Annotated in this window: 28 protein-coding genes; 20 read left to right on the top strand and 8 right to left on the bottom strand. The window is 63.7% G+C overall.

The annotated features are described in order from the left end of the window. Window positions 1-817: aminotransferase class III-fold pyridoxal phosphate-dependent enzyme (locus LQ952_RS10630; protein ID WP_238622627.1), on the bottom strand; the 817-nt coding region annotated here is incomplete at its 3' end. Window positions 818-1,092: 275 nt separating this feature from the next. Further along, window positions 1,093-1,677 (bottom strand): superoxide dismutase, encoded by a 585-nt coding sequence (locus LQ952_RS10625; protein ID WP_238622626.1) that lies wholly within the window; start codon window positions 1,675-1,677, stop codon window positions 1,093-1,095. 258 nt (window positions 1,678-1,935) lie between these two features. On the opposite strand from LQ952_RS10625, the gene LQ952_RS10620 reads away from it, so the two are divergent. The 3 genes from LQ952_RS10620 to LQ952_RS10610 are packed head-to-tail and all read left to right on the top strand — an operon-like array spanning window position 1,936 to window position 5,548. Continuing rightward, window positions 1,936-2,310 carry an arsenate reductase gene (locus tag LQ952_RS10620; protein WP_238622625.1) on the top strand — a complete coding sequence of 125 codons (375 nt, stop codon included), beginning with the start codon at window positions 1,936-1,938 and terminating at the stop codon, window positions 2,308-2,310. Then, entirely contained in the window at window positions 2,307-3,164 is an 858-nt protein-coding gene (gene hslO, locus LQ952_RS10615; protein ID WP_238622624.1) for an Hsp33 family molecular chaperone HslO, read from the top strand. Before LQ952_RS10620 ends, hslO begins: the two co-directional genes overlap by 4 nt. Window positions 3,165-3,220: 56 nt before the next feature. Next, window positions 3,221-5,548, top strand: a complete 2,328-nt coding sequence (locus tag LQ952_RS10610) for a Tex family protein (protein WP_238622623.1) — start codon at window positions 3,221-3,223, stop codon at window positions 5,546-5,548. A gap of 46 nt (window positions 5,549-5,594) precedes the next feature. On the opposite strand, the gene metK is transcribed toward LQ952_RS10610, so the two are convergent. Genes metK through LQ952_RS10595 form a run of 3 tightly spaced genes read right to left on the bottom strand, consistent with a single transcriptional unit; the run spans window position 5,595 to window position 8,440 of the window. Beyond that, window positions 5,595-6,752 (bottom strand): methionine adenosyltransferase, encoded by a 1,158-nt coding sequence (gene metK / locus LQ952_RS10605; protein WP_238622622.1) that lies wholly within the window; start codon window positions 6,750-6,752, stop codon window positions 5,595-5,597. Between the two features lie 45 nt (window positions 6,753-6,797). Further along, window positions 6,798-7,631: an SAM-dependent methyltransferase gene (locus tag LQ952_RS10600; RefSeq protein WP_238622621.1), complete on the bottom strand. Its 834-nt coding sequence runs from the start codon at window positions 7,629-7,631 to the stop codon at window positions 6,798-6,800. Continuing rightward, the gene (locus LQ952_RS10595) at window positions 7,628-8,440 is read right to left on the bottom strand and encodes a glycine/sarcosine N-methyltransferase (protein ID WP_238622620.1); all 813 of its coding nucleotides are present in this window, start codon (window positions 8,438-8,440) and stop codon (window positions 7,628-7,630) included. The genes LQ952_RS10600 and LQ952_RS10595 overlap by 4 nt, the downstream gene beginning before the upstream one ends. Before the next feature lie 925 nt (window positions 8,441-9,365). Here LQ952_RS10595 and LQ952_RS10590 point away from each other — a divergent pair. The 11 genes from LQ952_RS10590 to ispF all read left to right on the top strand — a co-directional run bounded on the left by LQ952_RS10590 (window position 9,366) and on the right by ispF (window position 18,043). Continuing rightward, window positions 9,366-9,908 (top strand): flavodoxin, encoded by a 543-nt coding sequence (locus LQ952_RS10590; protein ID WP_238622619.1) that lies wholly within the window; start codon window positions 9,366-9,368, stop codon window positions 9,906-9,908. A gap of 125 nt (window positions 9,909-10,033) precedes the next feature. Further along, window positions 10,034-10,897, top strand: coding sequence for a MotA/TolQ/ExbB proton channel family protein (locus LQ952_RS10585; protein WP_238622618.1), 864 nt, complete (start codon window positions 10,034-10,036; stop codon window positions 10,895-10,897). Continuing rightward, entirely contained in the window at window positions 10,887-11,282 is a 396-nt protein-coding gene (locus LQ952_RS10580; RefSeq protein WP_238622617.1) for an ExbD/TolR family protein, read from the top strand. Before LQ952_RS10585 ends, LQ952_RS10580 begins: the two co-directional genes overlap by 11 nt. Before the next feature lie 6 nt (window positions 11,283-11,288). Beyond that, a complete protein-coding gene (locus LQ952_RS10575) occupies window positions 11,289-11,717 on the top strand; it encodes an ExbD/TolR family protein (RefSeq protein WP_238622616.1) in 429 nt (142 codons plus the stop codon). Further along, window positions 11,717-12,469: an energy transducer TonB gene (locus LQ952_RS10570; RefSeq protein WP_238622615.1), complete on the top strand. Its 753-nt coding sequence runs from the start codon at window positions 11,717-11,719 to the stop codon at window positions 12,467-12,469. Before LQ952_RS10575 ends, LQ952_RS10570 begins: the two co-directional genes overlap by 1 nt. A 116-nt stretch (window positions 12,470-12,585) precedes the next feature. Then, on the top strand, window positions 12,586-14,238 hold the full coding sequence (pyrG, locus tag LQ952_RS10565) for a CTP synthase (protein ID WP_238622614.1): 1,653 nt from the start codon (window positions 12,586-12,588) through the stop codon (window positions 14,236-14,238). Next, on the top strand, window positions 14,235-15,074 hold the full coding sequence (gene kdsA, locus LQ952_RS10560; RefSeq protein WP_238622613.1) for a 3-deoxy-8-phosphooctulonate synthase: 840 nt from the start codon (window positions 14,235-14,237) through the stop codon (window positions 15,072-15,074). Before pyrG ends, kdsA begins: the two co-directional genes overlap by 4 nt. Window positions 15,075-15,094: 20 nt before the next feature. Then, window positions 15,095-16,375, top strand: coding sequence for a phosphopyruvate hydratase (eno, locus tag LQ952_RS10555; RefSeq protein WP_238622612.1), 1,281 nt, complete (start codon window positions 15,095-15,097; stop codon window positions 16,373-16,375). 100 nt (window positions 16,376-16,475) lie between these two features. Next, complete coding sequence (gene ftsB, locus LQ952_RS10550; RefSeq protein WP_008933031.1) at window positions 16,476-16,769, top strand: cell division protein FtsB; 294 nt, start codon at window positions 16,476-16,478, stop codon at window positions 16,767-16,769. Then, window positions 16,766-17,464: a 2-C-methyl-D-erythritol 4-phosphate cytidylyltransferase gene (ispD, locus tag LQ952_RS10545; RefSeq protein WP_238622611.1), complete on the top strand. Its 699-nt coding sequence runs from the start codon at window positions 16,766-16,768 to the stop codon at window positions 17,462-17,464. The genes ftsB and ispD overlap by 4 nt, the downstream gene beginning before the upstream one ends. Window positions 17,465-17,563: 99 nt before the next feature. Next, window positions 17,564-18,043 carry a 2-C-methyl-D-erythritol 2,4-cyclodiphosphate synthase gene (gene ispF / locus LQ952_RS10540; protein WP_238622610.1) on the top strand — a complete coding sequence of 160 codons (480 nt, stop codon included), beginning with the start codon at window positions 17,564-17,566 and terminating at the stop codon, window positions 18,041-18,043. 4 nt (window positions 18,044-18,047) lie between these two features. On the opposite strand, the gene fdxA is transcribed toward ispF, so the two are convergent. Then, entirely contained in the window at window positions 18,048-18,371 is a 324-nt protein-coding gene (fdxA, locus tag LQ952_RS10535; RefSeq protein WP_238622609.1) for a ferredoxin FdxA, read from the bottom strand. Window positions 18,372-18,473: 102 nt separating this feature from the next. Then, window positions 18,474-21,080, bottom strand: coding sequence for a DNA mismatch repair protein MutS (gene mutS, locus LQ952_RS10530; RefSeq protein WP_238622608.1), 2,607 nt, complete (start codon window positions 21,078-21,080; stop codon window positions 18,474-18,476). Between the two features lie 420 nt (window positions 21,081-21,500). On the opposite strand from mutS, the gene LQ952_RS10525 reads away from it, so the two are divergent. Beyond that, window positions 21,501-21,935 carry a host attachment protein gene (locus LQ952_RS10525; RefSeq protein WP_008933036.1) on the top strand — a complete coding sequence of 145 codons (435 nt, stop codon included), beginning with the start codon at window positions 21,501-21,503 and terminating at the stop codon, window positions 21,933-21,935. A gap of 24 nt (window positions 21,936-21,959) precedes the next feature. On the opposite strand, the gene LQ952_RS10520 is transcribed toward LQ952_RS10525, so the two are convergent. Then, the gene (locus tag LQ952_RS10520) at window positions 21,960-22,646 is read right to left on the bottom strand and encodes a protein-L-isoaspartate(D-aspartate) O-methyltransferase (RefSeq protein WP_238622607.1); all 687 of its coding nucleotides are present in this window, start codon (window positions 22,644-22,646) and stop codon (window positions 21,960-21,962) included. 184 nt (window positions 22,647-22,830) lie between these two features. On the opposite strand from LQ952_RS10520, the gene LQ952_RS10515 reads away from it, so the two are divergent. The 5 genes from LQ952_RS10515 to LQ952_RS10495 all read left to right on the top strand — a co-directional run. Beyond that, complete coding sequence (locus tag LQ952_RS10515) at window positions 22,831-23,127, top strand: PilZ domain-containing protein (RefSeq protein ID WP_238622606.1); 297 nt, start codon at window positions 22,831-22,833, stop codon at window positions 23,125-23,127. 56 nt (window positions 23,128-23,183) lie between these two features. Further along, on the top strand, window positions 23,184-23,621 hold the full coding sequence (locus LQ952_RS10510) for a CinA family protein (protein ID WP_238622605.1): 438 nt from the start codon (window positions 23,184-23,186) through the stop codon (window positions 23,619-23,621). A 132-nt stretch (window positions 23,622-23,753) separates the two neighbouring features. Then, complete coding sequence (recA, locus tag LQ952_RS10505) at window positions 23,754-24,788, top strand: recombinase RecA (RefSeq protein WP_347402069.1); 1,035 nt, start codon at window positions 23,754-23,756, stop codon at window positions 24,786-24,788. After that, on the top strand, window positions 24,760-25,233 hold the full coding sequence (locus LQ952_RS10500; RefSeq protein ID WP_238622603.1) for a regulatory protein RecX: 474 nt from the start codon (window positions 24,760-24,762) through the stop codon (window positions 25,231-25,233). The genes recA and LQ952_RS10500 overlap by 29 nt, the downstream gene beginning before the upstream one ends. Then, window positions 25,230-25,870: alanine--tRNA ligase-related protein (locus LQ952_RS10495; protein WP_238622602.1), on the top strand; the 641-nt coding region annotated here is incomplete at its 3' end. The genes LQ952_RS10500 and LQ952_RS10495, both read left to right, overlap by 4 nt.

The following is a 25,870-nucleotide window of genomic DNA, read 5'->3' as shown; positions in this document are numbered from 1 at the left end:
AGGTGGTGCCGTGGGTGCCGGGGGTGAACAGGTCGGCGGCCACGCCCGCCGCCAGGGTGGCGCCGATGGGGACGCCGTTGCCCAGGCCCTTGGCCAGGCTTAGCACATCCGGAGTGATGCCTTCGTGCTGGAAGGCGAACCAGGTCCCGGTACGGCCGATGCCGGCCTGGATCTCGTCCAGCATCAGCAGCCAGCCGGAGCGGTCGCAGATCGCCCGCAGTCCCTGGAGATAGTCGGCGGGTGGGATGCGGATACCCCCCTCCCCGGTGATGGGTTCCACCAGAATGGCCACCACGTCCGGGTGATCGGCCAGGGCTTCCACCGCCGCCGGATCACCGTGGGGCACGCGGATGAAGCCTTCCACCAGAGGGGCGAAACCTGCCTGGATGCGGGCATTGCCGGTGGCGGTCAGAGTCGCCAGGGTACGGCCATGGAAACTGCCTTCCATGACGATCACGGTGGGGCGGGAGATGCCCTTGTGGTGACCATGCAGGCGGGCCAGCTTGATGGCGGCCTCATTGGCCTCGGCGCCGGAATTGCAGAAGAAGGCGCGATCCATGCCGGCCAGCGCGGTCAGGCGCTCGGCGAGCCGGGTCTGCAGAGGGATCTCATAGAGATTGGAGGTGTGGATGAGTTGCCCGGCCTGCTCGCACAGGGCCTTGGCCACGGCTGGATGGGCATGGCCCAGGCCGCAGACGGCGATGCCGGACAGGGCGTCCAGATAGCGACGGCCCTGATCGTCCCACAACCAAGGACCCTCTCCCCGTACGAAGGCAACGGGCTGTCGCTTGTAGTTCTGCATGAGGGCGTCTGACATTCGGTTTGCTCCCCTCCAAAAACGAAAAAAGGCAGCCCATGGCTGCCGGCTGTTCACGGGCGCACTGGGCGCCGGTTAGGAAATGACACAAACACTCATCATACGACGCCCCGCAGCGGGGCGCAAAGGGCCTTCAATCTGTAATGGATCTTGAGTCGGCGGCAAGCTGCCGTGGGAGTCGGCCTGTCGGCGAATGGGGTGGCCTCACAGGCATTGCCGTTCGCGGCCGAGGGCTACTCCCACGGTACTCGTTCCCATGGGGTCTACCTGGGAATTCAGCCGAAGTTGTCGGCGACGAAGTCCCAATTCACCACATTGAAAAAGCCCTCGATGTACTTGGGCCGGGCATTGCGGTAGTCGATGTAGTAGGCATGTTCCCACACATCCATGGTCAGCAGCGGGGTCTTGTCAGTCTCGGTGATCGGGGTGGCGGCGTTGCTGGTATTGACGATCTCCAGGCTGCCGTCGGCATTCTTCACCAGCCAGGTCCAGCCGGAACCGAAGTTGCCCGCGCCGGAGGCGGCGAACTTCTCCTTGAATTCGGCAAAGGAACCGAAGGCGGCGTTGATCGCCTCGGCCAGGGCGCCGGTGGGCTCGCCACCGCCGTTAGGGCTCAGGCCGTTGAAGTAGAACGTGTGGTTCCACACTTGGGCGGCATTATTGAAGATGCCGCCGGCAGGGGCCTGTTTGACGATCTCTTCCAGAGACAGGTTTTCGAACTCGGTGCCGCTGATCAGTTTGTTCAGATTGGTGACATAGGTTGCATGGTGTTTGTCATGGTGGAACTCCAGGGTTTCGGCGGAGACGTGGGGTTCCAGGGCGTCCTTGGCGTAGGGCAGTTCTGGCAGTTGGTGCGTCATGGCGATGTTCTCCTTGTGGCTGCCTCGGGGCAGTGCATATTTTTGGAAATGTTCTAAAGATAGAGCACGATAGGGGTGCAATGCAAACCTTGACCGTTTGTGCCGGGTCATGCAAGCCCGGGGGCGATGTGACCGAGTTCGGGACCCCCCTCGACTTGAGGCCGAAGATGCCGGTCACGGTGGATGTTGCCCCACAGACGGACTGCGTCCCGCTAGAATAGGCCCTTCGTTTCACTCATCAGGAGCTTGTTCGGGCACATGTCAGGTTTTAATGCACCGCAACCGCATCCGTGTCGCCTCTACGGCATCAGGCATTGCGACACCATGAAGAAGGCCCTGGTCTGGCTGGACAATGCCGGGATTGCCCATGAATTCGTCGATTACAAGCAGGCCGGTATCGTGGCCGACAGGCTGCCCCACTGGTGCCGCCAGGCGGGTTGGGAGGGCCTGATTAACCGGCGCGGCCTCACCTGGCGCCGTCTGGACGCCGCTGCGCGGGAAGCCTTGGACGAGCCCCGGGCCTGTGCGCTGATGATGCAGCATCCCACCCTGATCAGGCGTCCGATACTGGAGTGTGGAGAGCGGGTTCTGGTGGGATTTGATGTCGATCGTTATCGGGAGGTGCTGGCATGAACGAGGATGTACTACAGCGTTTTCTGCTGGACGAACTGGACATTCGAGGGGCGGTCGTACGCCTGGGGCCGGCATGGCGGCAGATCGTCGCCGACCGTCACTATCCGGAGCCGGTGAGCCGGCTGCTGGGCGAAATGTGCGTCACCTCCCTCTTCATTACCGAAGCCCTGAAACAGTCCGGTCGCGTGACATTCCAGCTGCGGGGTACCGGTCCCGTTTCGTTGCTGGTGGTGGACTGTGACGAGCGCCTTAACCTGCGCGCCCTGGCCCAGTCCGTGGAGGATATCGAGCAGGGTACGGCCAGGGCACTGTTGGGGGACGGACAGCTGGTGCTGTCCCTGGATCTATCCAGCATGCGCCAGCCCTGGCAGAGCGTGGTCCCCCTGGAGGGGGAGGGTATCGGCGACATCTTCGAACACTACCTGAGCCTGTCCGAACAGCTGCCCTCAAGACTGTTCCTGACCGCCACGCCCGAAGGGGCCGCGGGCCTGTTCCTGCAGAAACTGCCCTCGGCGGACACCCGTGATCCCGATGGCTGGAACCGTGTCGAGCAACTGGCTACCACGGTCACCGATGACGAACTCATCAGTCTATCCCCGGATGCGCTACTCTCCCGCCTCTTCCCCGAAGAGACCGTCCGGGTGTTCGAAGCCCGCAGCGTGATTCACGATACCCCGGAGGATTGGGACAAGGTGCGTGCCATGCTGCGTTCCCTGGGGCGCGAGGAAGTCGAGGCGGTGCTGCGGGAACAGGGTGCCGTCATCGTCCGGGATGATCTGGCCAACCGGGAATATCGGTTGGATCGGGATGCGATCGCCACCATCTTCGATGAGACGCCGCCAACGCTGCATTAGGCGCGCGGCAACGTCCTTCGCCCATACTTATCCCTTTGAGTGGACCGATTCATTCCATGACTGACATCTCCCATCGTATCGCCCAGGAGCTGGGCGTCCGTCCCGATCAGGTCAAGGCTACCGTGGAACTGCTGGACAGCGGCGCCACGGTGCCGTTCGTGGCCCGTTACCGCAAGGAGGCCACCGGCGGTCTGGATGATGCCCAGCTGCGCAGCCTGGAGGAACGCCTGGGCTATCTACGGGAGCTGGATGCCCGTCGGGAGGTGGTGCTCAAGGCGATCGAGGAACAGGGCAAGCTCACCGACTCCCTGGGCGCGGCCATCCGCGAGGCGGATACCAAGACCCGCCTGGAAGATCTGTACCGCCCCTACATGAAAAAGCGCCGCACCAAGGCCCAGATCGCCCGGGAGAACGGCCTGGAACCGTTGCTGGATGCCCTGTTGGCGGATCCTGCCCTGGTGCCCGAGGCGGTGGCCGCCGGTTACGCCACCGAGGACATCACCGTGGAGGCCGCCCTGGAAGGGGCCGGGCACATCTTCATGGAGCGCATTGCCGAGGACGCGGACCTGATCGATGAATTGCGCAATTTCGGCTGGGAACGGGGCTTTCTGGTCAGCCGGGTGGTGCCGGGCAAGGAGCAGGCGGGTGCCCGCTTTCGTGACTATTTCGATCACGTGGAGCCTCTGAGCAAGGCGCCTTCCCATCGTGCCCTGGCCATGTTCCGGGGGCAGGCGGAGGAGTGCCTGCGACTGGAGGTGGCCTGGACCGAGGCTCAGGCCCGGGGTGAGGAGGAGACCGCCACCTCGCCCGGCGAGGCGGCCATTGCCCGACGTTTCCGGCTGTCCGACAAGGGTCGGCCGGCGGATGCCTGGCTGGCTCGACACGCCCGCCTGGCTTGGCGGGCCAAGCTGTCCATTCATCTGGATGTGGCCCTCAAGCGCCGGTTGCGGGATCTGGCGGACGAGGAGGCCATCCGGGTCTTCGGCGCCAACCTGCAGGACGTACTGCTGGCCGCCCCGGCCGGTTCTCGCACCACCATGGGTCTGGACCCGGGGGTGCGCACCGGCGTGAAGGTGGCAGTGATCAACGGCCAAGGTGCGGTAGTGGAGACGGCCACGGTCTATCCCTTCCCGCCCCGCAACCAGGTGCAGGAGACCCTGGAGACCTTGTCCGCCCTGGCCCGTAAGCACCAAGTGGACCTGGTGGCCATCGGCAACGGCACCTATTCCCGGGAGACGGATGCCCTGGTGGGGGAACTGATGCGCCTGAACCCCAAACTGGGGCTGACCAAGGTGGTGATTTCCGAGGCGGGGGCCTCGGTGTATTCCGCCTCGGCCTTGGCCTCGGCGGAGCTGCCGGACCTGGACGTGTCCCTGCGCGGGGCGGTGTCCATTGCCCGGCGACTGCAGGACCCCTTGGCGGAGCTGGTGAAGATCGAACCTAATGCCATCGGCGTGGGCCAGTATCAGCATGACGTCAACCAGGGGCAGCTGGCCCGCAAGCTGGAGGCAGTGGTGGAGGACTGCGTGAACGGGGTGGGGGTGGATGTGAATACCGCTTCGGTGCCGCTGCTGGCCCGGGTGTCGGGCCTGGGGCCCACGCTGGCGGAGAATATTGTGGCCTTTCGCAGTGCGCAGGGACCCTTTGCCAGCCGCAGCGCCCTGAAGGCTGTGCCCCGTCTGGGGGCCAAGGCCTTCGAGCAGGCGGCAGGCTTTTTGCGCATCCCTCGGGGCAAGGATCCGCTGGATGCCTCGGCGGTGCATCCGGAGGCCTATCCGGTGGTGCGGCGGATCGTGGCAGAGACGGGCCGGGACGTGCGCGAGCTGATCGGTGACGAGGCCTTCCTCAAACGGCTGGACCCATCCCGGTTCACGGACGGGACCTTCGGCGAACCCACGGTGCGGGACATCCTGACCGAGCTGGCCAAACCGGGCCGGGACCCGCGGCCGGAGTTTCGTACCGCGGCCTTCAAGGCGGGGGTGGAGCGCCTGCAGGACCTGCAGCCGGGGATGGTGCTGGAGGGCACGGTGACCAACGTGGCCAACTTCGGTGCCTTCGTGGACGTGGGGGTTCACCAGGATGGACTGGTGCACATCTCGGTCCTGTCGGACCGTTTCATCAAGGATCCCAGGGATGTGGTGCGGGCCGGTGACGTGGTGAAGGTGAAGGTGATGGAGGTGGATCTGGAGCGCAAGCGGATTGCCCTGAGCATGCGTCTGGACGATGAGCCGGGAAGGGAGGCGCCCGGCCGTCCGTCCGCGCGGGAGGCCCGGGGTGGTCAGGGGCGCAAGGGTGGCGCGGTGCGCAAGGAGACGGCCCGTACCGAGCCGCAGCCGGAAGGGGCGCTGGCGGCGGCGCTCAAGGCGGCGGCGGGCCGCAAGTAGGGTGGCGGGGTCCTGCTCCCCTTATGGGGAGCAGGATGACACGGCATCAGCCTGCCGCCGCCCGGAGCGCCTCGGCCCGATCGGTCCTCTCCCAGGTCACGTCCAGGTCCTCCCGGCCGAAGTGGCCGTAGGCTGCGGTGGGCCGGTAGACCGGCTGTTCCAGCGCCAGCATGGTGAGGATGCCGTAGGGCCGCAGGTCGAAGTGTTCCCGTACCAGTTCCGTCAGCCGCTGCTCATCAATCCTGCCGGTACCGAAGGTCTCCACGGCGATGGAGGTGGGTTCGGCCACACCGATGGCATAGGAAACCTGGACCTCGCAGCGTTCCGCCAGCCCGGCAGCAACGATGTTCTTGGCCACGTAGCGGCAGGCATAGGCAGCGGAGCGGTCCACCTTGGACGGGTCCTTGCCGGAGAAGGCACCACCGCCGTGGCGGGCCATGCCGCCGTAGGTGTCGACGATGATCTTGCGGCCGGTGAGACCGCAGTCCCCCAGCGGGCCGCCGGTGACGAAGCGGCCGGTGGGGTTGATGTGAAAGCGGGTGGCCTTGTGCAGCCACCGGGACCCCAGCACCGGCTTGATGATCTCTTCCATCACCGCTTCCTGCAGGTCCTGCTGGGAGATCTCCGGGGCGTGCTGGGTGGAGAGCACCACGGCTTCCGCAGAGACCGCTTTGCCGCCTTCATAGCGGAAGGTGACCTGGCTCTTGGCATCAGGACGCAGCCAGGGCAGGGTCCCGTTCTTGCGCACTTCGGCCTGGCGGCGGACCAGCTGGTGGGCGAAGTGGATAGGGGCGGGCATGAGGACATCGGTCTCGCTGCAGGCGTAGCCGAACATCAGGCCCTGGTCACCGGCCCCCTGGTCCTCGGGGCGGCTGCGGTCCACGCCCTGGTTGATGTCCATGGACTGGGCGCCGAGGGTGTTGAGGACGGCGCAGGTGTGGCCGTCAAAGCCCTTGTCGGAGTGGTCATAGCCGATGTCCAGCACCACCCGGCGTACCAGTTTTTCCAGGTCGATGGTGGCGGTGGACTTGACCTCGCCCCCCACCAGCACCATGCCGGTCTGGGCGAAGGTCTCGGCGGCGACGCGGGCCTTGGGGTCCTGGGCCAGGTAGGCATCCAGGATGGCGTCGGAGACCTGATCGCAGAGTTTGTCCGGATGGCCTTCGGAGACGGATTCAGAGGTGAACAGGTAGGTTTTGTTCATAGGGATGTCTGTGGATTGTCCTTGGAACGGATTGAGTGGAGGGGTTCAGGCCTTGCGGAAGCGGAAGATGCCCCAGCACAGGTGCCCGGCGTGGCCGCCGTCGATCCAGTGCTGCAGACCCTTCTTCATGCGCGCCAGATAGTCCGGCGAGATGCTGCCGGCCAGATCCGCTTCCCGGGCCTCGGTCTCCCGCAGGACCCGGCTGTAATGGCGTGGCAACTGGTGGCTGTGATTCTCAAAGCCGATCTCCTTAAGCCCGTGCCGCCCGGCGGTCTCCCGGTAGAAACCTGGGCAGCCCAGGGTCTCCAGATGGATGCGGTCCAGGATGGGTTGCAGGACCCCGCCCGGGCAGTCGTCGGTGGCCATGGGGTCGGTGAAGATGAAGACCCCGCCGGGCTTGAGGACCCGGGCGGCCTGCTCCAGCACCCGAGCCCGACGGCCGCTGTGCAGGATGGCATCCTGGGACCAGACTACGTCGAATTGAGCATCAGGGCAGGGGATGTCCTCGAAGCTGCCGTCCACCACCTCGATGCGATCGTCCAACTTCTGGGCCCGGTTGGTCTGGCGGTTGCGGGCGTTTTCCACCTCGCTCAGATTCAGGGCGGTGACATGGCAGCCGAAGTTGCCGGCCAGGTAGCGGGCAGCACCGCCGTAGCCGGCGCCCAGATCCAGGATCCGGTGCTCGGGGGTGATATCTCCCAGCATGTCGCCCATGTGGGCCACCGTGCGGCGGCTGGCGTCGCCGATGGGTTCGTCATCGGTTTCGTAGAGGCCGATGTGAATGTCCTCGCCACCCCAGACCCGGTGGTAGAAGGTATCGGCGTCATCGCTGTTGTAGTAGTCGCGGGCGGTGGCGACGGCACCTTCGTAGTGGCTCATGCCTTGTCCCCTGTGTAGCGCTTGTCGGCGACGTGGATGAAGAAATCCGGCTCCTTCTCCTGGTAGGTCTCCTTGAAGTCGCCGTAGGTCTCGATGCCCTGGAAGCCCACCTCCCGCATCAGGCGGCGCACATAGGCCTTGCGCAGGGGATACATGTTCAGGTGGTAGACCGACTGGTCGGGAAAGGCATAGCGAAAACGGGTCAGCCCCGGGTCCACGTGCTCGGGGTGGACCGAGACGTTGTCGCCGCAGTAGTAGAAGGTGTGGGCGCTGGAGTAGCCGTGATCCAGAATGGCGTCGTAGTTACGCTGGTCCAGGATCAGCAGACCGTCGTGGTTGAGGGCGGAGTAAAACTCGGCGAGGGCCTTGCGGCGGTCGTGTTCATTGAACAGGTGGGTGAAGGAGTTACCCAGACAGACCACGGCGTCATAGCGGCCGTAGATGTCCCGGTTCAGTTCCCGCCAGTCCGCCTGGGTGGTGCGTAGGATGTGGCCCCGCTTGCGGCCGTTGTCGAAGGCCTTGGCCAGCATCTGGGCACTGCCGTCGGCACTGACCACGTCAAATCCCGCCTCCCGCAGCAGGATGGAGTGAAAACCGGTGCCGGTGGCCACGTCCAGGACCCGTTTTGCGCCCCGTTCCTTGAGTACCTGGATGAAGAAATCCCCTTCGCTGGCGGCCCGACTGTCCCAGTCGATGAGTTCGTCCCATTTGTCCACGAAGGGTTCGACGTATTCACGGACGTAGTTGTCCGTCTCCCGGCGTTCCACCGGCTTGGTTCCGAAATCCTGCTTGGTCATGGTGATTGACATCGAGGTCTCCCGCCATCTGATTGGATGGACGTTGAAACGCGGGGCGCTGTGCACCCTCACGATGTGGATGACAGACGCGGCCGAATGCCCGAAGTGGGTGCGCGCTGTCCGGCCCGTGTTGAGCCGCTGGTGGTGTCCGCGAAGCCTGTCGGCTGATTCGGGACCATGAGGTGGTCGTCGTAACGACCCTTGATGCCGTCCTGGGGAGAAGCCCCCGGGATGCAAGGGACGCGGTAGCGTCCGGTGGGCAGGTAGGGCGCTTATTGGAATGCCCTGAACAAGCTAATCCCGCAGTCCTTGCGTTTTATTGCCGTGGCCTTTGCATTATTGCAGTAGGCCTCCTCCGTCATTCCCGCGAAAGCGGGAATCCAGCGATAGACTCAAACCCCTGGACTCCCGCCTTCGCGGGAGTGACGACAAGGCAGGCTCGGCCCTCCGCGGGCCGTATGCAGCGACTACTCGTCGTTTCGGTGCATCTTTCTACCTTGAGCAAGTTGAATCAGAATTTCAAGGGGTTATCCCGCATTTTAATACGTACCCATGGGGATTGAGTGTTCAGGTTGAGCTTCGAGTTTGTCGTATATGCGCTTTTTTTGTCGCAAAGTCGACAACGAAAGCGGGCATGAGCGATGGATCCGGGATGGCTTGATAACCCCTGTAAACAGCAGGTTAAACGGTTTTTGGGCGAGCCATCCTAACTGGCACCGGATTTGCTTTGAACTGATGTAAGGGCGGTTTTTAATCAGTCATTCCCGCGGGAGCGGGAATCCGGTCAAAGGCTGAAAATTCTGGACTCCCGCCTTTGCGGGAGTGACGGAAGCGGACTTGGCCAGTGTTTCCAAGACTGTTCCCAGGGAGGTGTTCGTCCCATGACGGATGCATCGGGAACGGCATGTTCATCCATTCCAATAAAGAGGGCATTTCCATGGCGCGCATTGGGATCTTTTTCGGCACCACTACCGGCAATACCCGCAAGGTGGCCAAGATGATCAAGAAGAAGTATGACGATGAGACCATGGCCAAGCCGCAGAATGTGAACAAGGTCGGCGCCGATGAGATTGCCGCCTATGACTATCTGATTTTCGGTACGCCCACCATGGGTTCCGGCCAGTTGCCCGGTCTGTCCGCCGACTGCGAGGAAGAGAGCTGGGAGGAGTTTCTGCCCAACCTGGAAGAGGTGGATTTCACCGGCAAGACCGTCGCCCTGTACGGGCTGGGGGACCAGGTGGGCTATGCCAATGAATTCGTCGATGCCATGATCGAGCTCTATGATCTGGTCACCAGCCGCGGTGGCCGCGTGGTGGGTGCCTGGCCGACCGATGGCTATGAGTTCGAGTCTTCCCAGGCGGTGGTGGATGGCAAATTCGTCGGGCTGGTGCTGGACCAGGACAATCAGAGCCAGCTTACCGAGGAGCGTCTTGAGACCTGGCTGGCCCAGATTGCCCCGGAGTTTGGCTTATCGGCCTGACGCAGACGCCGGGGCGGGTGCTCCGGCGTTTTTTTTGATCATGCGTTGATAATGATTAGCAATACCACTACCATGAGCGATCGCTGAAACCAACGCAGTTCTGACATGCATCAAGGAGTTGCTTTATGAATTCACCGGACGCTGCTGAAGCCGATATTGCTGCACCTGGTCTGGCGGATCCGGGTGCCGTGGAATCCTCCGGTCTTGTAGATACGGGGCTGGGGGAAACGATGATCTCACAGGGCGGTGTCGCGGATGTGGCGGAGGCCGGGATCGTTCACGCCCTGCAGGGAATGATCGACCTTGGTGGTCCGGTGGTGGCTATCCTGCTGGCCATGTCCGTGGTGGCCCTGACCATCATCCTGGTCAAGATCGGCCAGTTCCTGTGGTGGCGTCTGGGTGACGAGCGCAGTCTGAATACGGCCCTGGCGCACTGGCGTGACGGTCGAGTGGAACCGGCCCTGGAAACCCTCTCCCGCAGCCGCAGTCCCGCCGCCCGCGTGATGGAGGTGGCGATCCAGGGGCGGCGCGATAATGTCTGCCCCGAGCCGCTGGTACGCGAAGAGGCCACCCGGGTGGCGGTGAACTGGCTGGAGCGGTTGCGGGGGCAGTTCCGCATGCTGGAGGTGATCGGCACCCTGGCACCGCTGCTGGGCCTTTTGGGTACGGTGCTGGGCATGATCGCCGCCTTCCAGCAACTGGAGGCGGCCGGCAACCGGGTGGACCCGGCCATTCTTTCCGGCGGTATCTGGGTGGCCCTTTTGACCACGGCGGTGGGGTTGGCGGTGGCCATCCCGGTGGTGGCGGTGCTCAACGGCCTCGAGCGCTGGGTGGAGCGGTTCCGCCATCGCATGCAGGATGCCGTCACCCAGGTTTTTACCCTGCCGCCGCCGGCGGCTGAACGGCAGCACGAGCCGACGCCCATCACGTCGGCCCAGAAGGGCCACATCAAGGTCTGGAAAGAGCGGGCGGCGGGCGATGCACATTGAGGCACCGGCACCGCGCCGACGGGCACTCATCAGTCTCACGCCCCTGATCGATGTGGTGTTCATCCTGCTGATCTTTTTCATGCTGGCCAGCAGCTTTCTGGACTGGAGCGCGGTGACCCTGAGTACCCCTTCCTCACAGTCCAGCGCCACCGACGACCAGCCGCCTCTGGCGGTGCGCATCCTTCCGGGCGGCGAACTGCGGGTAGCGGGTGAAGCGGTGACGGGGGAACACCTGGTCAGCGTCCTGCGTGAGCACCTGACGCAGGAGCCTTCGCGTATGGTGGTGGTCCAGCCGGCGGGGGAGGTTCCCCTGCAGACCGTGGTCAATGTCCTGGACCGGGTGCGGGAGGCAGAGCCCGTGTCCCTGCGTCTGTCACGGGAGTAAGGCCCCATGCAGTTACCCGAGTATTCCGGCAAGCCCCCGGAAGAGAATCTGATTCCGCTGATCAACATCGTCTTTCTGCTGTTGATCTTCTTTATGGTGGCCGGTGCACTGACCGCCCAGGATGTCTTTGAAGTGGAAGCTCCTGATTCCCATCACGAGGCCGGCGTCGATGATGAAGGCTGGCTGGTGTTGCTGGGCCGGGATGGGCGGCTGGCCCTGGACGACGAGGAACTGGATGCCGATACCCTGAAACTGCGTCTGCAGGCAGGGATGGAGGCACGAGGCGAGTCCCCGGGCAAGAAGGGGGAGCCGCTGGTGCGTATCAAGGCAGACCAGGCGGCTTCCACCGATGAACTCATGGACCTGATGGAGCTGCTGCGCGCCGCGGGTGTGGATGAGGTACGTCTGCTGACGGTCCTGGCGGGGGATCGCTGATGCCTTTGAGAAGCATGGGTTGGTTGCTGGCCCTGATGCTGGCGATGGGCTTGCATCTGTCGGTGTTCTGGTGGCTGGCCCGCAGTGACGACGTGAAGGCGGAGGCTGCCCAAGCACCCGGCGAGGCCGGGGTGGTGATCGGTCTGGGGCCTGCCGGGCAGCCGGCGGGACAGCCCGAGCCGGTCACCGAGTCGGTGCCGGAACCCGAGCCTGAGCCAAGGCCGCAACCTGAACCAAAACCCGATCCAAAACCGGAGCCACGACCCAAGCCTGAGCCCAAGCCCCGGCCGCCCGAACCAAAGCCCAGGCCCCAGCCCCAGCCCAAGCCGGAGCCGGTCGCCGAGGCTACGACTACGACCGCTCCCGTGGCCAAGCCCCAGGGACAGTCGAGGGAGGATGCCCGCGAAAGCGCATCCAACCAGCCCGGTCGGCAGGCGGGTCAATCCGCCGGTGGTGATCCGGCGGCGACTCAGGATTATCTGCAGGTAGTGCGTGCCTGGTTGGAGCGGCACAAGGAATATCCCCGTCAGGCGCAGCTGCGTCGCCAGGAGGGGGTGGTCTATGTACGTTTTGTGATGAACCGAAATGGTGAAGTGCTGTCACACAGCATTGAACGCAGCTCCGGGCATACGCTGCTGGATCGGGAAGTGACCAGCATGCTGCAGCGGGCGCAACCCTTGCCCCTGATGCCGCCGGAACTGCCTCAGCACAGATTGGAAGTGGTTCTGCCGGTGGCCTTCAATCTGCGTTGAGTCTCCGTTCACACGCTCAGCATGGCTGTGATTGAGGGGGGATACCCCCCTCTGGTATCCTCTTCCCCCGTCCGGCGCCTTTGGCGCACTCATTCTCCAATCCCGACGAAAATCTCATGACGCGATACGTGTTCATTACAGGGGGCGTGGTATCTTCCCTGGGTAAAGGCATTGCTGCTGCTTCCCTGGGGACGATCCTTGAGGCCCGTGGTCTCAAGGTCACCATGCTCAAGCTGGATCCCTACATCAATGTGGATCCCGGCACCATGAGCCCGTTCCAGCATGGCGAGGTCTTCGTCACCGAGGACGGGGCCGAAACCGATCTGGATCTGGGCCACTATGAGCGCTTCGTGCGCCTCAAGACCACCCGGCGCAACAACTTCACCGCCGGCCAGATCTACGAGAACGTCATCCGCAAGGAACGCCGGGGGGACTACCTGGGCGGTACCGTGCAGGTCATCCCCCATATCACCGACGAGATCAAGCGCTCGGTGCGGGCCGGGGCCGAAGGGGCTGATATCGCCTTGGTGGAGATCGGCGGCACCGTGGGCGACATCGAATCCCTGCCGTTTCTGGAAGCCATCCGCCAGATGGGGGTGGAGTTGGGCAGCGAGAACGTCCTGTTCATCCATCTGACCTTGGTGCCCTATATCGCCGCCGCCGGCGAGATCAAGACCAAGCCGACCCAGCATTCGGTGAAGGAACTGCGCTCCATCGGCATCCAGCCCCATATCCTGTTGTGCCGCTCCACCCATCCGCTGCCGGAAGGCGAGCGGCGCAAGATCGCCCTGTTCACCAATGTGGAGGAAAAGGCGGTCATCTCCTCGGTGGACGTGGATAACATCTACAAGATTCCCCTGTGGCTGCATTCCCAGAAGCTGGACGAGATCGTCCTGCGCAAGCTGCATGTGGAGGCCCCGCCGGCGGATCTGTCCGACTGGAAGCATGTGGTCAACGCCATGGAGTTTCCCGAGGCCGAGGTCACCATCGGCATGGTGGGCAAGTACGTGGAACTCACCGAGTCCTACAAGTCCCTCAACGAGGCCCTGACCCATGCCGGGATCCATACCTCCACCAAGGTGAATATCCGTTATATCGACTCCGAGCGCCTGGAGTCGGCAGGGACCGACTGCCTCTCGGAGGTGGATGCCATCCTGGTGCCTGGAGGGTTTGGCGAGCGGGGCGTGGAGGGCAAGATCGCTGCGGTGCGTTATGCCCGTGAACACAAGGTGCCCTACCTGGGTATCTGCCTGGGGATGCAGGTGGCGGTGATCGAATATGCCCGTAACGTGGCCGGCCTGGCGCAGGCCCACAGCACCGAGTTCCGTCCCGAGACCCCCCATCCGGTGATCGCCTTGATCACCGAGTGGCAGGACCGGGAAGGGCGTGTGGAGCAGCGCAGCGGCGACGACGATCTGGGGGGCACCATGCGCTTGGGCGGCCAGCAGGCCCGCCTGGCCCCGGACTCCCTGGCCCAGCGTGTCTATGGCGCCGAGGTGGTCAGCGAACGCCATCGTCACCGCTACGAATTCAACAATCAGTACCTTGAGACGCTGCAGGGGGCCGGACTGGTGGTCTCCGGCAAGTCCATGGATGGTGCCCTGGTGGAGATGGTGGAACTGCATGACCATCCCTGGTTCCTGGCCTGTCAGTTCCACCCGGAATTCACCTCCACCCCCCGGGATGGCCACCCGCTATTTGCCGGTTTCGTCAAGGCGGCCCGGCTGCAGCATGATGAGATGCTCAACCTGAGTGAAGAATCCCGATGAAACTTTGCCACTTCCAGGTGGGCCTGGATCAGCCGGTATTTCTGATCTCCGGTCCCTGCGTCATCGAGAGCGAGCAGCTGGCTCTGGATACGGCGGGCTGCCTCAAGGAGATGACCGATCGCCTGGGCATCCCCTTCATCTACAAGTCCTCCTTCGACAAGGCCAACCGTTCTTCCGGCCGGAGCTTTCGCGGCCCGGGCCTGGAGCAGGGGCTGCAGATCCTGGAGGCCGTCAAGCGGCAGATCGGTGTGCCGGTGCTCACGGATGTGCATGAGGACACCCCGCTGGCCGAGGTGGCCGCTGTGGTGGACGTTCTGCAGACCCCGGCCTTCCTCTGTCGCCAGACCAATTTCATTCATAACGTGGCCGCCCAGGGCCTGCCGGTGAATATCAAGAAGGGCCAGTTCCTGGCTCCCTGGGACATGAAACACGTGGTGGACAAGGCCCGTGAGACCGGTAATACGCAGATCATGGTCTGTGAACGGGGCGTGTCCTTTGGGTACAACACCCTGGTTTCCGACATGCGCAGCCTGGCTGTGATGCGGGAAACCAGGTGTCCGGTGGTCTTCGATGCCACCCATTCCGTGCAACAACCCGGCGGCCGGGGCACCAGTTCCGGCGGCCAGCGGGAATTCGTGCCGGTCCTGGCCCGGGCCGCCGTGGCCGCCGGGGTGGCGGGCCTGTTCATGGAAACCCACCCGGACCCGGATCAGGCCCTGTCCGACGGACCCAATGCTTGGCCCTTGCCCCATCTGGAGGCATTGTTGAACACCCTCAAGGCCCTTGATGACGTGATCAAGGCCCAGGGTTTTATCGAACAAGAGTTCTTGAATTGAGCAACAGGGGATCCTTACCCATGACCGAGATCGTCGATATTCTGGCCCGCGAGGTGGTGGACTCTCGCGGCAATCCCACCGTCGAAGCCGATGTGAAACTGGGCTCCGGCGCGGTGGGACGTGCCGCGGTACCCTCCGGCGCCTCCACCGGCTCCCGCGAGGCACTGGAACTGCGGGACGGTGACGCGCGCTACCTGGGCAAGGGCGTGCGCAAGGCCGTGGCCAACGTGAACGGCGAGATCCGCGAAGCCCTGCTGGGCCTCAAGGCCTCCGATCAGGAGGCCATCGACCGGCGCATGATCGAGCTGGACGGCACCCCCAACAAGGGCCGCTTGGGCGCCAATGCTCTGCTGGCGGTGTCCATGGCCCTGGCCCATGCCAATGCCCGCGATACCGGCCTGCCCCTGTACCGACACCTGGGGGGCGAGGGGGCGACCCTGTTGCCCGTGCCGATGATGAACATCATCAACGGCGGCGCCCACGCCGACAACAGCGTGGACATGCAGGAATTCATGATCCTGCCGGTGGGCGCCGACAGCGTCGCCGAAGCCGTTCGCTATGGTGCCGAGGTCTTCCATGCCCTGAAGAAGGTGCTCCATGGCCGCGGTCTGTCCACCGCGGTGGGTGACGAAGGGGGATTTGCCCCGGACCTGCCCTCCAACGAGGCCGCCATCGAGGCCATCCTGGAGGCCATCCATCAGGCCGGCTTCACTCCGGGCAAGGAGATCTTCCTGGGGCTGGACTGCGCCGCTTCCGAGTTCTACAAGGACGGTGCCTATGTGCTGGCCTCCGAAGGCAAGCGCCTGGATGCCGCCGGCATGGTGGAATTCCTGGCGAACTGGGTGAAGCAGTACCCCATCATCACCATCGAGGACGGTATGGACGAGGGCGACTGGGACGGCTGGAAGCTGCTCACCGAGCGTCTGGGCGACCAGGTACAGCTGGTGGGGGATGACCTGTTCGTCACCAACACCGAGATCCTGCGCGAGGGCATCGACAAGGGGATCGGCAACTCCATCCTCATCAAACTCAACCAGATCGGTACGCTCACCGAGACCCTGGAAGCCATCCGCATGGCCCATGACGCCGGCTACACCGCCGTGATCTCCCACCGTTCCGGCGAGACCGAGGATGTCACCATCGCCGATCTGTCGGTGGCCACCGGCGCCGGCCAGATCAAGACCGGTTCCCTGTCCCGCTCCGACCGGGTGGCCAAGTACAACCAGCTGATTCGCATCGAAGAGCTACTGGGGTCCTCCGCCCGCTATGCCGGCAAGGCGGCATTCAAGCGCCTGGGCTGATCGGCCGCGTCCGGCCTGGCCCGTCTTTCTCCGGGTGGGAGAGGCGGGTCCGGTCCGGGCATGCTGACTTCCCTTGGTCCCACTCGCTGGACTCCCCCGGATGAAATGGCTCATCACCCTGTTGTTGGCACTGTTCCTGGGGCTCCAGTACAAACTCTGGTTCGGCGAAGGCAGCTTGGTCGAGGTCTGGCAGTTGCGTCAGGAGTTGGAGATCCAGCGGGCGCAGAACCAGGAACTGCGTGGCCGTAACGAGGCGCTGGAAGCGGAGGTGATCGACCTCAAGACCGGCCTGGAGGCCATCGAGGAACGGGCCAGGCGGGAGTTGGGGATGATTGCCGAGGACGAGATCTTTTTCCAGGTGGTGGATCGCCACCGCTTTGGCGGACAACGATGACGAAGACTTCCGGATTCTGGGCGGTGATTCCCGCCGCCGGTGTCGGCAGCCGTATGCGTGCCGACCGTCCCAAGCAGTACCTGCCCCTGGCCGGGCGCACGGTGCTGGAACATACCCTGGACATCTTTTTCCGGCACCCGCGCATCAGTGGCGTGGTGTTGGTGATCAGTGCCGATGATGACTGGTTCGGGGACCTGGGTATCGAAGCCAACAAGCCCCTGTGGGTGGTGGACGGCGGCGCCGAACGCTGTCATTCCGTGCTCAATGGGCTCACGGCACTCAAGGCGCACGCCGATGCACAGGACTGGGTGCTGGTGCATGATGCTGCCCGGCCCTGTCTGAGCGACGCGGACCTGGATCATTTGCTGGATACTCTGCATGACGATTCTGTGGGCGGCATCCTGGCCACACCGGTACGGGATACCAAGAAGCGGGCCGGACCCGATGGGCGCATCGTCGCCACCGTGGATCGCGGGGCCATGTGGCGGGCCTTCACACCGCAGATGTTCCGGCTGTCGGCCCTGGAATCGGCCCTGGAACAGGCCCTGGCCGATGGTTTCCTGGTCACCGACGAAGCTTCGGCCATGGAGCATGTCGGGCAGGCGCCCCTACTGGTGGAAGGTAGCGCCCGCAACATCAAGATCACCCAGCCGGAAGACCTGTCCCTGGCGGAGTTCTATCTGTCCCGGCGATGACTTGCCGGATGTGGGAGGGGGGGATCTTTCCCCTGAACTTTCTTTCCTGCCCACGGGTGTCTCACCTCGGGGGCTCTCTTCGGACCAGAAGGAGCGGCAATGAAGTTTCGTATCGGTCACGGGTATGACGTCCATGCCTTCATGGAGGGCGATCACCTCATCATCGGCGGCGTGCAGGTGCCCCATCACAAGGCCTTCAAGGCCCATTCCGATGGGGACGTGCTGATGCATGCCGTCTCGGACGCTATCCTGGGGGCCGCGGCATTGGGAGACATCGGCCGTCACTTCCCGGACACGGACCCCGCCTACAAGGGGGCCGACAGCCGCGCGTTGCTGCGGGAGGTCCTGGCCAAGGTACAGGCCCTGGGCTGGCAGGTGAGCAATCTGGATGCCACCCTCGTTGCCCAGGCCCCCAAGATGTCCCCCCACGTGGAACAGATGCGGGCCAACCTGGCGGCGGATCTGCAGATCGATCTTACCCAGGTGAACGTGAAGGCGACAACCACCGAGCGACTGGGCTTTGCCGGCCGGGAAGAGGGTATCGCCGCCCATGCGGTGGTCATGTTGGTGTCCCTGTAATCTGCTACTTCTGCAGGTGCTTGAGCTTGTCGGGCTGTCCATCCCAGGACGCCGCATCCGGCGGGGGATCCTTGCGCCGGGTGATGACCGGCCATTGCCGGGATAGTTCCGCATTGAGTTCGATGAAATGCTCCTGGCCTTCGGGGACCTCGTCTTCCGGCACGATCGCCTGTACCGGACATTCGGGTTCGCACAGGGAGCAGTCGATGCACTCATCCGGATCAATCACCAGGAAGTTGGGGCCCTCGTGGAAACAGTCCACGGGGCAGACCTCCACGCAGTCGGTGTATTTGCAGCGGATGCAGTTCTCAAGGACGACGAATGTCATGGGTGGTCTCCCTATGGGCGGATCAGCGATGCTTTCCTTAGGACATCATAATCGGCATTGAAATCCCGCTAAACGCCGTAGAAAACAGGGTTTCTGCCGGCGCTACTCCCGCAGCAGCGCCGCCAGTTCCTTGAGCCGGTACAGGGCCACCAGGGCCTCTCTGGGCGTTATTCCGTCCGGATCCAACTCATCCACCGCCGTGCGCAGGGCGTGGCTGGTGGTGTCGGGACCGTCCTTGGGTGCCTCTGGCTCTTCCTCGGGCAACGGTGCGGCAAACAGGCTCATCTGCGGGCCCTGTCCCGGTCCTGTCAGGCTTTGTTGCTCCAGGGCATTGAGGCGCTGGCGGGCCCGCCGGATCACCGCCTTGGGGACGCCTGCCAGGGCGGCCACGTGCAGCCCGTAACTCTGGTTCGCCGGCCCTTCCTTGACCGCATGCAGGAACACGATCCGGTCCCCGTGCTCCACCGCGTCGATATGGACGTTGGCAATGGTGGGGTACTGGTCCGGCAGGGCGGTCAGTTCGAAATAATGGGTGGCGAACAGGCAGAAGGCCCGGTTGCGGGTGGCCAGGTGCTCGGCGCAGGCAAAGGCCAGGGACAGACCGTCGAAGGTGCTGGTGCCTCGGCCGATCTCATCCATCAGGACCAGGCTGTGCTCGGTGGCATGGTTGAGGATGTTGGCCGCCTCGGTCATCTCCACCATGAAGGTGGAGCGGCCGGAGGCCAGGTCGTCACTGGCGCCGATGCGGGTGAAGATCCGGTCCACCGGACCGATCAGGGCCCGCCGCGCCGGCACGAAGCTGCCCACGTGGGCCATGAGCACGATCAGGGCCGCCTGGCGCATGTAGGTGGACTTGCCCCCCATGTTGGGGCCGGTGATCACCAGCATGCGGCGCTTGGGGTCCAGGGTCAGGTCATTGGGAACGAAGGGTTCGTCCAGCACCCGCTCCACCACCGGATGGCGCCCGTCCTCGATGCGCACACCCGGCTGATCGCTCAGCTCCGGCGCGGTGAGATCCAGGCTGTCTGCCCGTTCCGCCAGGTTGGCCAGGACATCCAGTTCCGCCAGGGCCTCGGCGCTGCGACGCAGGCCGGGCAGGGGGGCATGCAGTTGTGCCAGCAGGGCCTCGTAGAGTTGCTTTTCCCGCGCCAGGGAGCGCTCCCTGGCGGAGAGGACCTTGTCTTCAAAGCGCTTGAGCTCCGGGGTGATGAAGCGCTCCGCCCCCTTGAGGGTCTGGCGTCGGGTGTAATCGTCCGGGGCGCGATCCGATTGACCGCGGCTGATCTCGATGTAATAGCCATGCACCCGGTTGTAGGCCACCTTGAGGTTATGGATGCCGGTGCGTTCCCGTTCCCGTCGCTCCAGATCCAGCAGGAACTGATCGGCGTTTTCCGACAGGGCGCGCAGTTCGTCCAGTTCGGCATCGTAACCTTGGGCGATCACACCGCCGTCGCGGATGAGAACCGGTGGCTGATCGATCACCGCCCGGCGCAGCAGATCCACCACCTGCGGGTGCTCGCCGATGGCCTCGGCCAGTTCCCGCAGCCGCAACGCCCGCAGCGGGTGCAGGGTCTGCTGCAGGTCGGGTAGCTCGGCCAGGGAGTCCCTCAGGGTGGTCAGGTCCCGAGGGCGGGCGGACCCCAGCGCGATCCGGGTGAGGATGCGCTCCAGATCGCCGATGCCCCGTAGCTGGGGCTGGATCTGTTCGAAGGCCCGGGTATCCAGCAGGGCACTGATGGCGCCGTGGCGTCCCTTGAGGATCCGGCGCTCCCGCAGGGGCTGGTGCAGCCAGCGGGCCAGCAAGCGACTGCCCATGGCGGTGGCGGTCTGGTCAAGGACATGGGCCAGGGTATTGTCGCGGCCGCCGGATAGGTTGGTGGTCAGTTCCAGGTTCCGGCGGGTGGCCGCGTCCAGGATGATGCCGTCGTCCCGCCGCTGGACGCTCAGACCGTCGATGTGGGGCAGGGCGGTCTTCTGGGTCTCTTGGGCATACTGCAGCAGGGCTCCGGCGGCACCGATGGCCAGGGGCATGTGATCGCAGCCGAACCCGGCCAGGTCCCGGGTGCCGAACTGACGGGTGAGCAGGGTGCGGGCGGCTTCGGTCTCGAAGTGCCAGGGGGCACGGCGCTTGACGCCGCCGCGTTCCGGCCCCGTCAGGCGCATGTCCTCGGGGATCAGGATCTCGGCGGGTTGCAGCCGTTCCAGTTCCCCCAGCAGGGGCTCCTCTCCCTTGAGTTCCTGGACCTGGAAGCGACCCGATGCCAGATCCAGGATGGCCAGACCGGTCTGTTCACCCCGGGACTTGAGGCAGACCAGCAGATTTTCCCGGCGCTCCTCCAGCAGGGCTTCGTCGGTGACGGTGCCCGGCGTGACGATTCGCACCACCTTGCGCTCCACCGGTCCCTTGGCGGCCGCAGGATCTCCCACCTGCTCGCAGATGGCCACCGACTCGCCCAGTCGCAGCAGTCGGGCAAGGTAGGACTCCGCCGCATGCACCGGGACACCGGCCATGGGGATGGGCTCCCCGGCGGACTGGCCGCGGCGGGTGAGGGTGATGTCCAGCAGGCGGGCGGCCCGGGTGGCATCCTGAAAGAACAGCTCGTAGAAGTCGCCCATGCGGTAGAACAGCAGGATATCCGGATGATCGGCCTTGATTCGGAGGTACTGCTGCATCATCGGGGTGTGGGAGGACAGGTCGCTGGTGGTCATCAATCGTCTATTGGATCCTTTGACAAGCGGCGAAGATTACCATGACCGGGTCATCGGAACCTCCCGGGCGGAAATCGTCTAAGCTCTTAATGAATGCGTCAGGGAATTTTACAGACGGTTTTGGTTGGTGACACAGGTCAACGGTTCTGAACATGGCATACCAAACTCTGAACACGTCATGCCCGGCCCCGAGCACGTCATGCCCGCGCAAGCGGGAATCCAGTCGCGGAGTGAAAGCCCTGGACTCCCGCCTTCGCGGGAGTGACGGTTTGCGGTCAGGTTGATGATGGCGGAGTTCGCTGGTGCAATGACATGGGGTTTTTACAGAACGTCGCGGAAGTGGCTAAACCGATCAGGTGAGTCGTTCACCGCCGGACTGGGTTCCGGCATTTCCTTGCAATGCAGATAGGAGGTTCGTCTATGACAACATGGGTCATTGTCGCGGATGCGAGTCGGGCCAGGGTGTTCAGTGCCGAAAAGTCCTTCAGTCCCCTGGTGGAGGTGGAAGATCTCACGCATCCGGAGGCCCGCTTGCATGAGCAGGACCTACAGTCAGACCGCATGGGGAGGGCGTTCGACAGTGCAGGCGATGGGCGCCACGCCATGGGCAAGGAGACGCCGCCGAAAAAGCACGAGGCGCTGCGTTTTGCCCGCACCCTGTGCGACCGGCTGAACAATGCCCGGGCCACGGGGCAGTTCAGCAAACTGTACATCATCGCCGCACCGGCGTTCCTGGGCGCATTGAGAAACTGCATGGATGCGGTCACCCAGAAGTCCGTAGCCGGAGAGATCGACAAGAACCTCACCACCCATGATCCCATGGACATCCGCAGGCAGTTGCCTCAGTTTCTCTGATGCAGCTTGAGGGGGGCGGGTGTGTCAACCCGCTCCCCCGTCTGGATCCACGAGCGGCACGAACCGCACCGCCAGAATCCACCGCGTTTCCAGTTTGCCACTCTCCTTTTTCACGCCGACCATCAGTGTCTGCGCACCCCGGTCGGTGTTCACCGGGATCACCAACCGACCTCCCGCGGCCAGTTGTTCCACCAGGCGGGCAGGTACTCGTGGGGCGCCGGCGGTGACGATGATGCCGTCAAAAGGGGCCGCTTCCGGCCACCCCGCGCAACCATCGCCGGTTCGGGTGTTAACCCGGGTATAGCCCAGGGCATCCAGCCGCTCCCTGGCCTTTCTTGCCAGTTCCGGAATTACTTCGATACTGTATACATCATCAGATAGCTCTGCCAGAATGGCTGTCTGATAACCGCAGCCCGTGCCTATTTCCAGCACCCGTGCCCCAGGCTGCAGGGCCAGCAGATCCGTCATCAGGGCCACGATGAAGGGCTGGGAGATGGTCTGCCCATGGCCGATGGGCAGGGCGGCATTCTCCCAGGCCCGGCTGGTTTCGGATGGCGGGACAAACCGGTCACGGGGTACGTTGCCGATCGCCGTGAGGACGGCCCTACCGGGTGTATTCAGGCCGGTGGTGTCCGCGGTGGCTGTGTAGTCGGCACGAATTGCGTGGCGCAATTCGGTAATCTTCGCCTGCCTGTCCGGTACGGATGTCATCAGCTTTCTCCTGCAGGTCGCTCGGCCATGGCCTGACCGTGTTTCATGGGCCGGCCTGCTCTTCGCACTACGCTAACTCGGCCATCCCTGATTTGAATAGGGGGTTGACGAATACGGCTGAAAAGGTCATATCCGAGCATGACGGATGTCTTGACCTGATGACCGACCCAGTGGGGGGAAGTACATGAGCCTGGATTTTGACGAAAAGAGAGATTTTCAGCGTCTTCAGCTGAACCATCCCATGAAGGTGACCGAGCAGACCACGGGCAGGGCGCATCAGGGGCTGGGCCGGGACCTGAGTGCCACCGGCTTGTCTTTTTACATGGAGAGTTCCCTGCCCGAGGGTGCTTTGCTGGAGGTGGCCATCGATCCTGCCGGCCAGTCGGCGGTGCTGCCGTTTCGTGCCGAAGTGGAGGTCAATCGGGTGGACCGGGAAAATCAGGGGTACTTGGTGGCCACCAAGATCCTGCGCATGCTGTGATGCCGGCACCCTCCGATGACCAGCTTGCGCAGAGTGCCCGGTCACTGGGAGACCGGATGTACGCTCGTGGTGAGCGGCTGGTGCTGGCCGAATCCTGTACCGGTGGCTGGATCGCCAAGGTCATCACGGATCTGCCCGGGTCCTCGGCCTGGTTCGACCGGGGCTTCGTCACCTACAGTAATGCCGCCAAGATCCGGCAGCTGGGGGTGGATCCTGCACTGATTGAGGCGTTTGGCGCGGTCAGTGAGCAGACGGTGACGGCCATGGCCGTCGGTGCATTGATCCACAGTGATGCCCAACTGGCCATCGCCGTCAGTGGTATTGCCGGTCCCGGTGGCGGTACGTCCGACAAACCGGTGGGGACCGTCTGGTGTGCCTGGGCGCGTCCGGGGCGGGATGTCCAGGCCGGGCACTATCTCTTGGCGGGTGATCGCGAGGCGATTCGCCGTCAGGCTGTGGTAAAGGCCCTGGAGGGAGCGAGCCATTGTTTTTGACTTGGATGTTTTCGCCTGGGTCGAGCTTGATTGGAATTGGCAAGAAAGCGACCATGTATGGGATAATCCTCCGTTTACCGCGGGGCGGAGTCTTCGTGTGCGGATTCAAGGATGACCGAGAGAGGTTTTGAAGTGGACGAAAATCGCAAGAAGGCACTATCCGCGGCATTGGGTCAGATCGAGCGTCAGTTCGGCAAGGGCGCCGTGATGCGTATGGGGGATTCCACCGCCGTGCGTGATGTGGCGGTGGTATCCACCGGGTCCCTGGCGCTGGATATTGCGCTGGGTATCGGCGGCTTGCCCAGGGGGCGGGTGGTGGAGATATTCGGCCCGGAATCCTCGGGGAAGACGACCCTGACGCTGCAGGTGATCGCTGAATGCCAGAAGCAGGGCGGCACCGCCGCCTTTGTGGACGCCGAGCACGCGCTGGATCCCACCTATGCCGGAAAGCTGGGCGTGGATGTGGACAACCTGCTGGTATCCCAGCCGGATACCGGTGAGCAGGCCCTGGAGATCGCCGACATGCTGGTGCGCTCCGGCGCCGTGGACGTGGTGGTGGTGGACTCCGTGGCCGCTCTGACGCCCAAGGCCGAGATCGAGGGCGAGATGGGCGATACCCATGTGGGTCTGCAGGCCAGACTCATGTCCCAGGCGCTGCGCAAGCTCACTGCCAACATCAAGCGATCCAACACCCTGGTGATCTTCATCAACCAGATCCGCATGAAGATCGGTGTCATGTTCGGTAACCCGGAAACCACCACCGGCGGCAATGCCCTCAAGTTCTATTCTTCCGTACGGCTGGATATCCGTCGCACCGGCGCCATCAAGAAGGGCGACGAGGTGATCGGCAACGAAACCCGGGTCAAGGTGGTCAAGAATAAGATGGCCCCTCCTTTCAGGGAAGCCAATTTCGAGATCCTCTACGGCGAAGGCATCTCCCGCCTGGGCGAGGTGATCGACATGGGGGTCAAGGACGGCATCGTGGACAAGGCGGGTGCTTGGTACAGTTACAAGGGTGAGCGAATTGGTCAGGGCAAGGACAATGCCCGCAACTTCCTCAAGGAACGCCCGGAGATTGCCGCCGATATCGAGGGCCAGATCCGGGAAAAGTATCTGCCCAAGCGTGGGGCGGTAGAGAGTGACGTCGAAGTCCCGGCAGAAGACTGAAGCTGAAGAGGCGAACGATACTGCCGTCCGTCTGCTGGCCCGTCGGGAGCACTCACGACAGGAGCTGTTCTCCAAGTTGACCGGGCGCGGGCTGGAGCGATCCGTCATCGACGATGCCCTGGATGGCCTGGTATCCCGGGGTCTGCTCAGTGACGAGCGCTTCGCCGAGAGTTTTGTAAGACACCGCATCGGGCAGGGGCACGGTCCAATGCGTATCTGTGCAGACCTGCGGCAACGGGGTGTCTCCGAGCCGCAGGTGCAGGCCGCCCTCGAGGCGGCGGAAACCGACTGGGAAGCCCTGGCCCGAGACGTCCGTCTGCGCCGCTTTGGCCGGACGTTCCCCGGGGATTACCGGGAGCGCAGCAAACAGATGCGGTTTTTGCAATATCGAGGATTCCCCACGGACATCATACGCCGTGTCATGACCGACGAAGACAAGACATGAAAAGCGCCGACATACGAAGCAGTTTCCTCGAGTACTTCCGCTCTAAGGGACATGAAATCGTCTCATCGAGCCCGCTGGTGCCCGGTAATGATCCCACCCTGCTGTTCACCAATGCGGGGATGGTGCAGTTCAAGGACGTGTTCCTGGGACGCGAGGGCCGCCCCTATGGGCGAGCCACCACTTCCCAACGCTGCGTGCGTGCCGGCGGCAAGCACAACGATCTGGAAAACGTCGGCTATACCGCACGCCACCACACCTTCTTCGAGATGCTGGGCAATTTCAGCTTCGGCGACTACTTCAAGCGCGATGCCATTCACTTCGCCTGGGAATACCTCACCGTCGTCTTGAAGATGCCGGTCGAGCGTCTGTGGGTTACGGTCTATCAAACCGATGATGAGGCCTACGACATCTGGACCCGGGAAATCGGTATCCCGCTCAATCGCATCACCCGTATCGGCGACAAGCCCGGTGGCGGTTCCGACAACTTCTGGCAGATGGGGGATACCGGTCCCTGCGGTCCCTGCACCGAGATCTTCTATGACCACGGCCCCAAGGTATGGGGTGGTCCACCCGGTTCTCCCGAAGAAGACGGCGATCGGTACATCGAAATCTGGAACCTGGTCTTCATGCAGTATGA

The sequence above is a fragment of the Ectothiorhodospira lacustris genome, assembly GCF_022227785.1.
GTDB lineage: Bacteria > Pseudomonadota > Gammaproteobacteria > Ectothiorhodospirales > Ectothiorhodospiraceae > Ectothiorhodospira > Ectothiorhodospira lacustris.
Note: the sequence above shows the minus strand (reverse complement) of the source record. Positions and strands in the feature narration are given on the sequence as shown.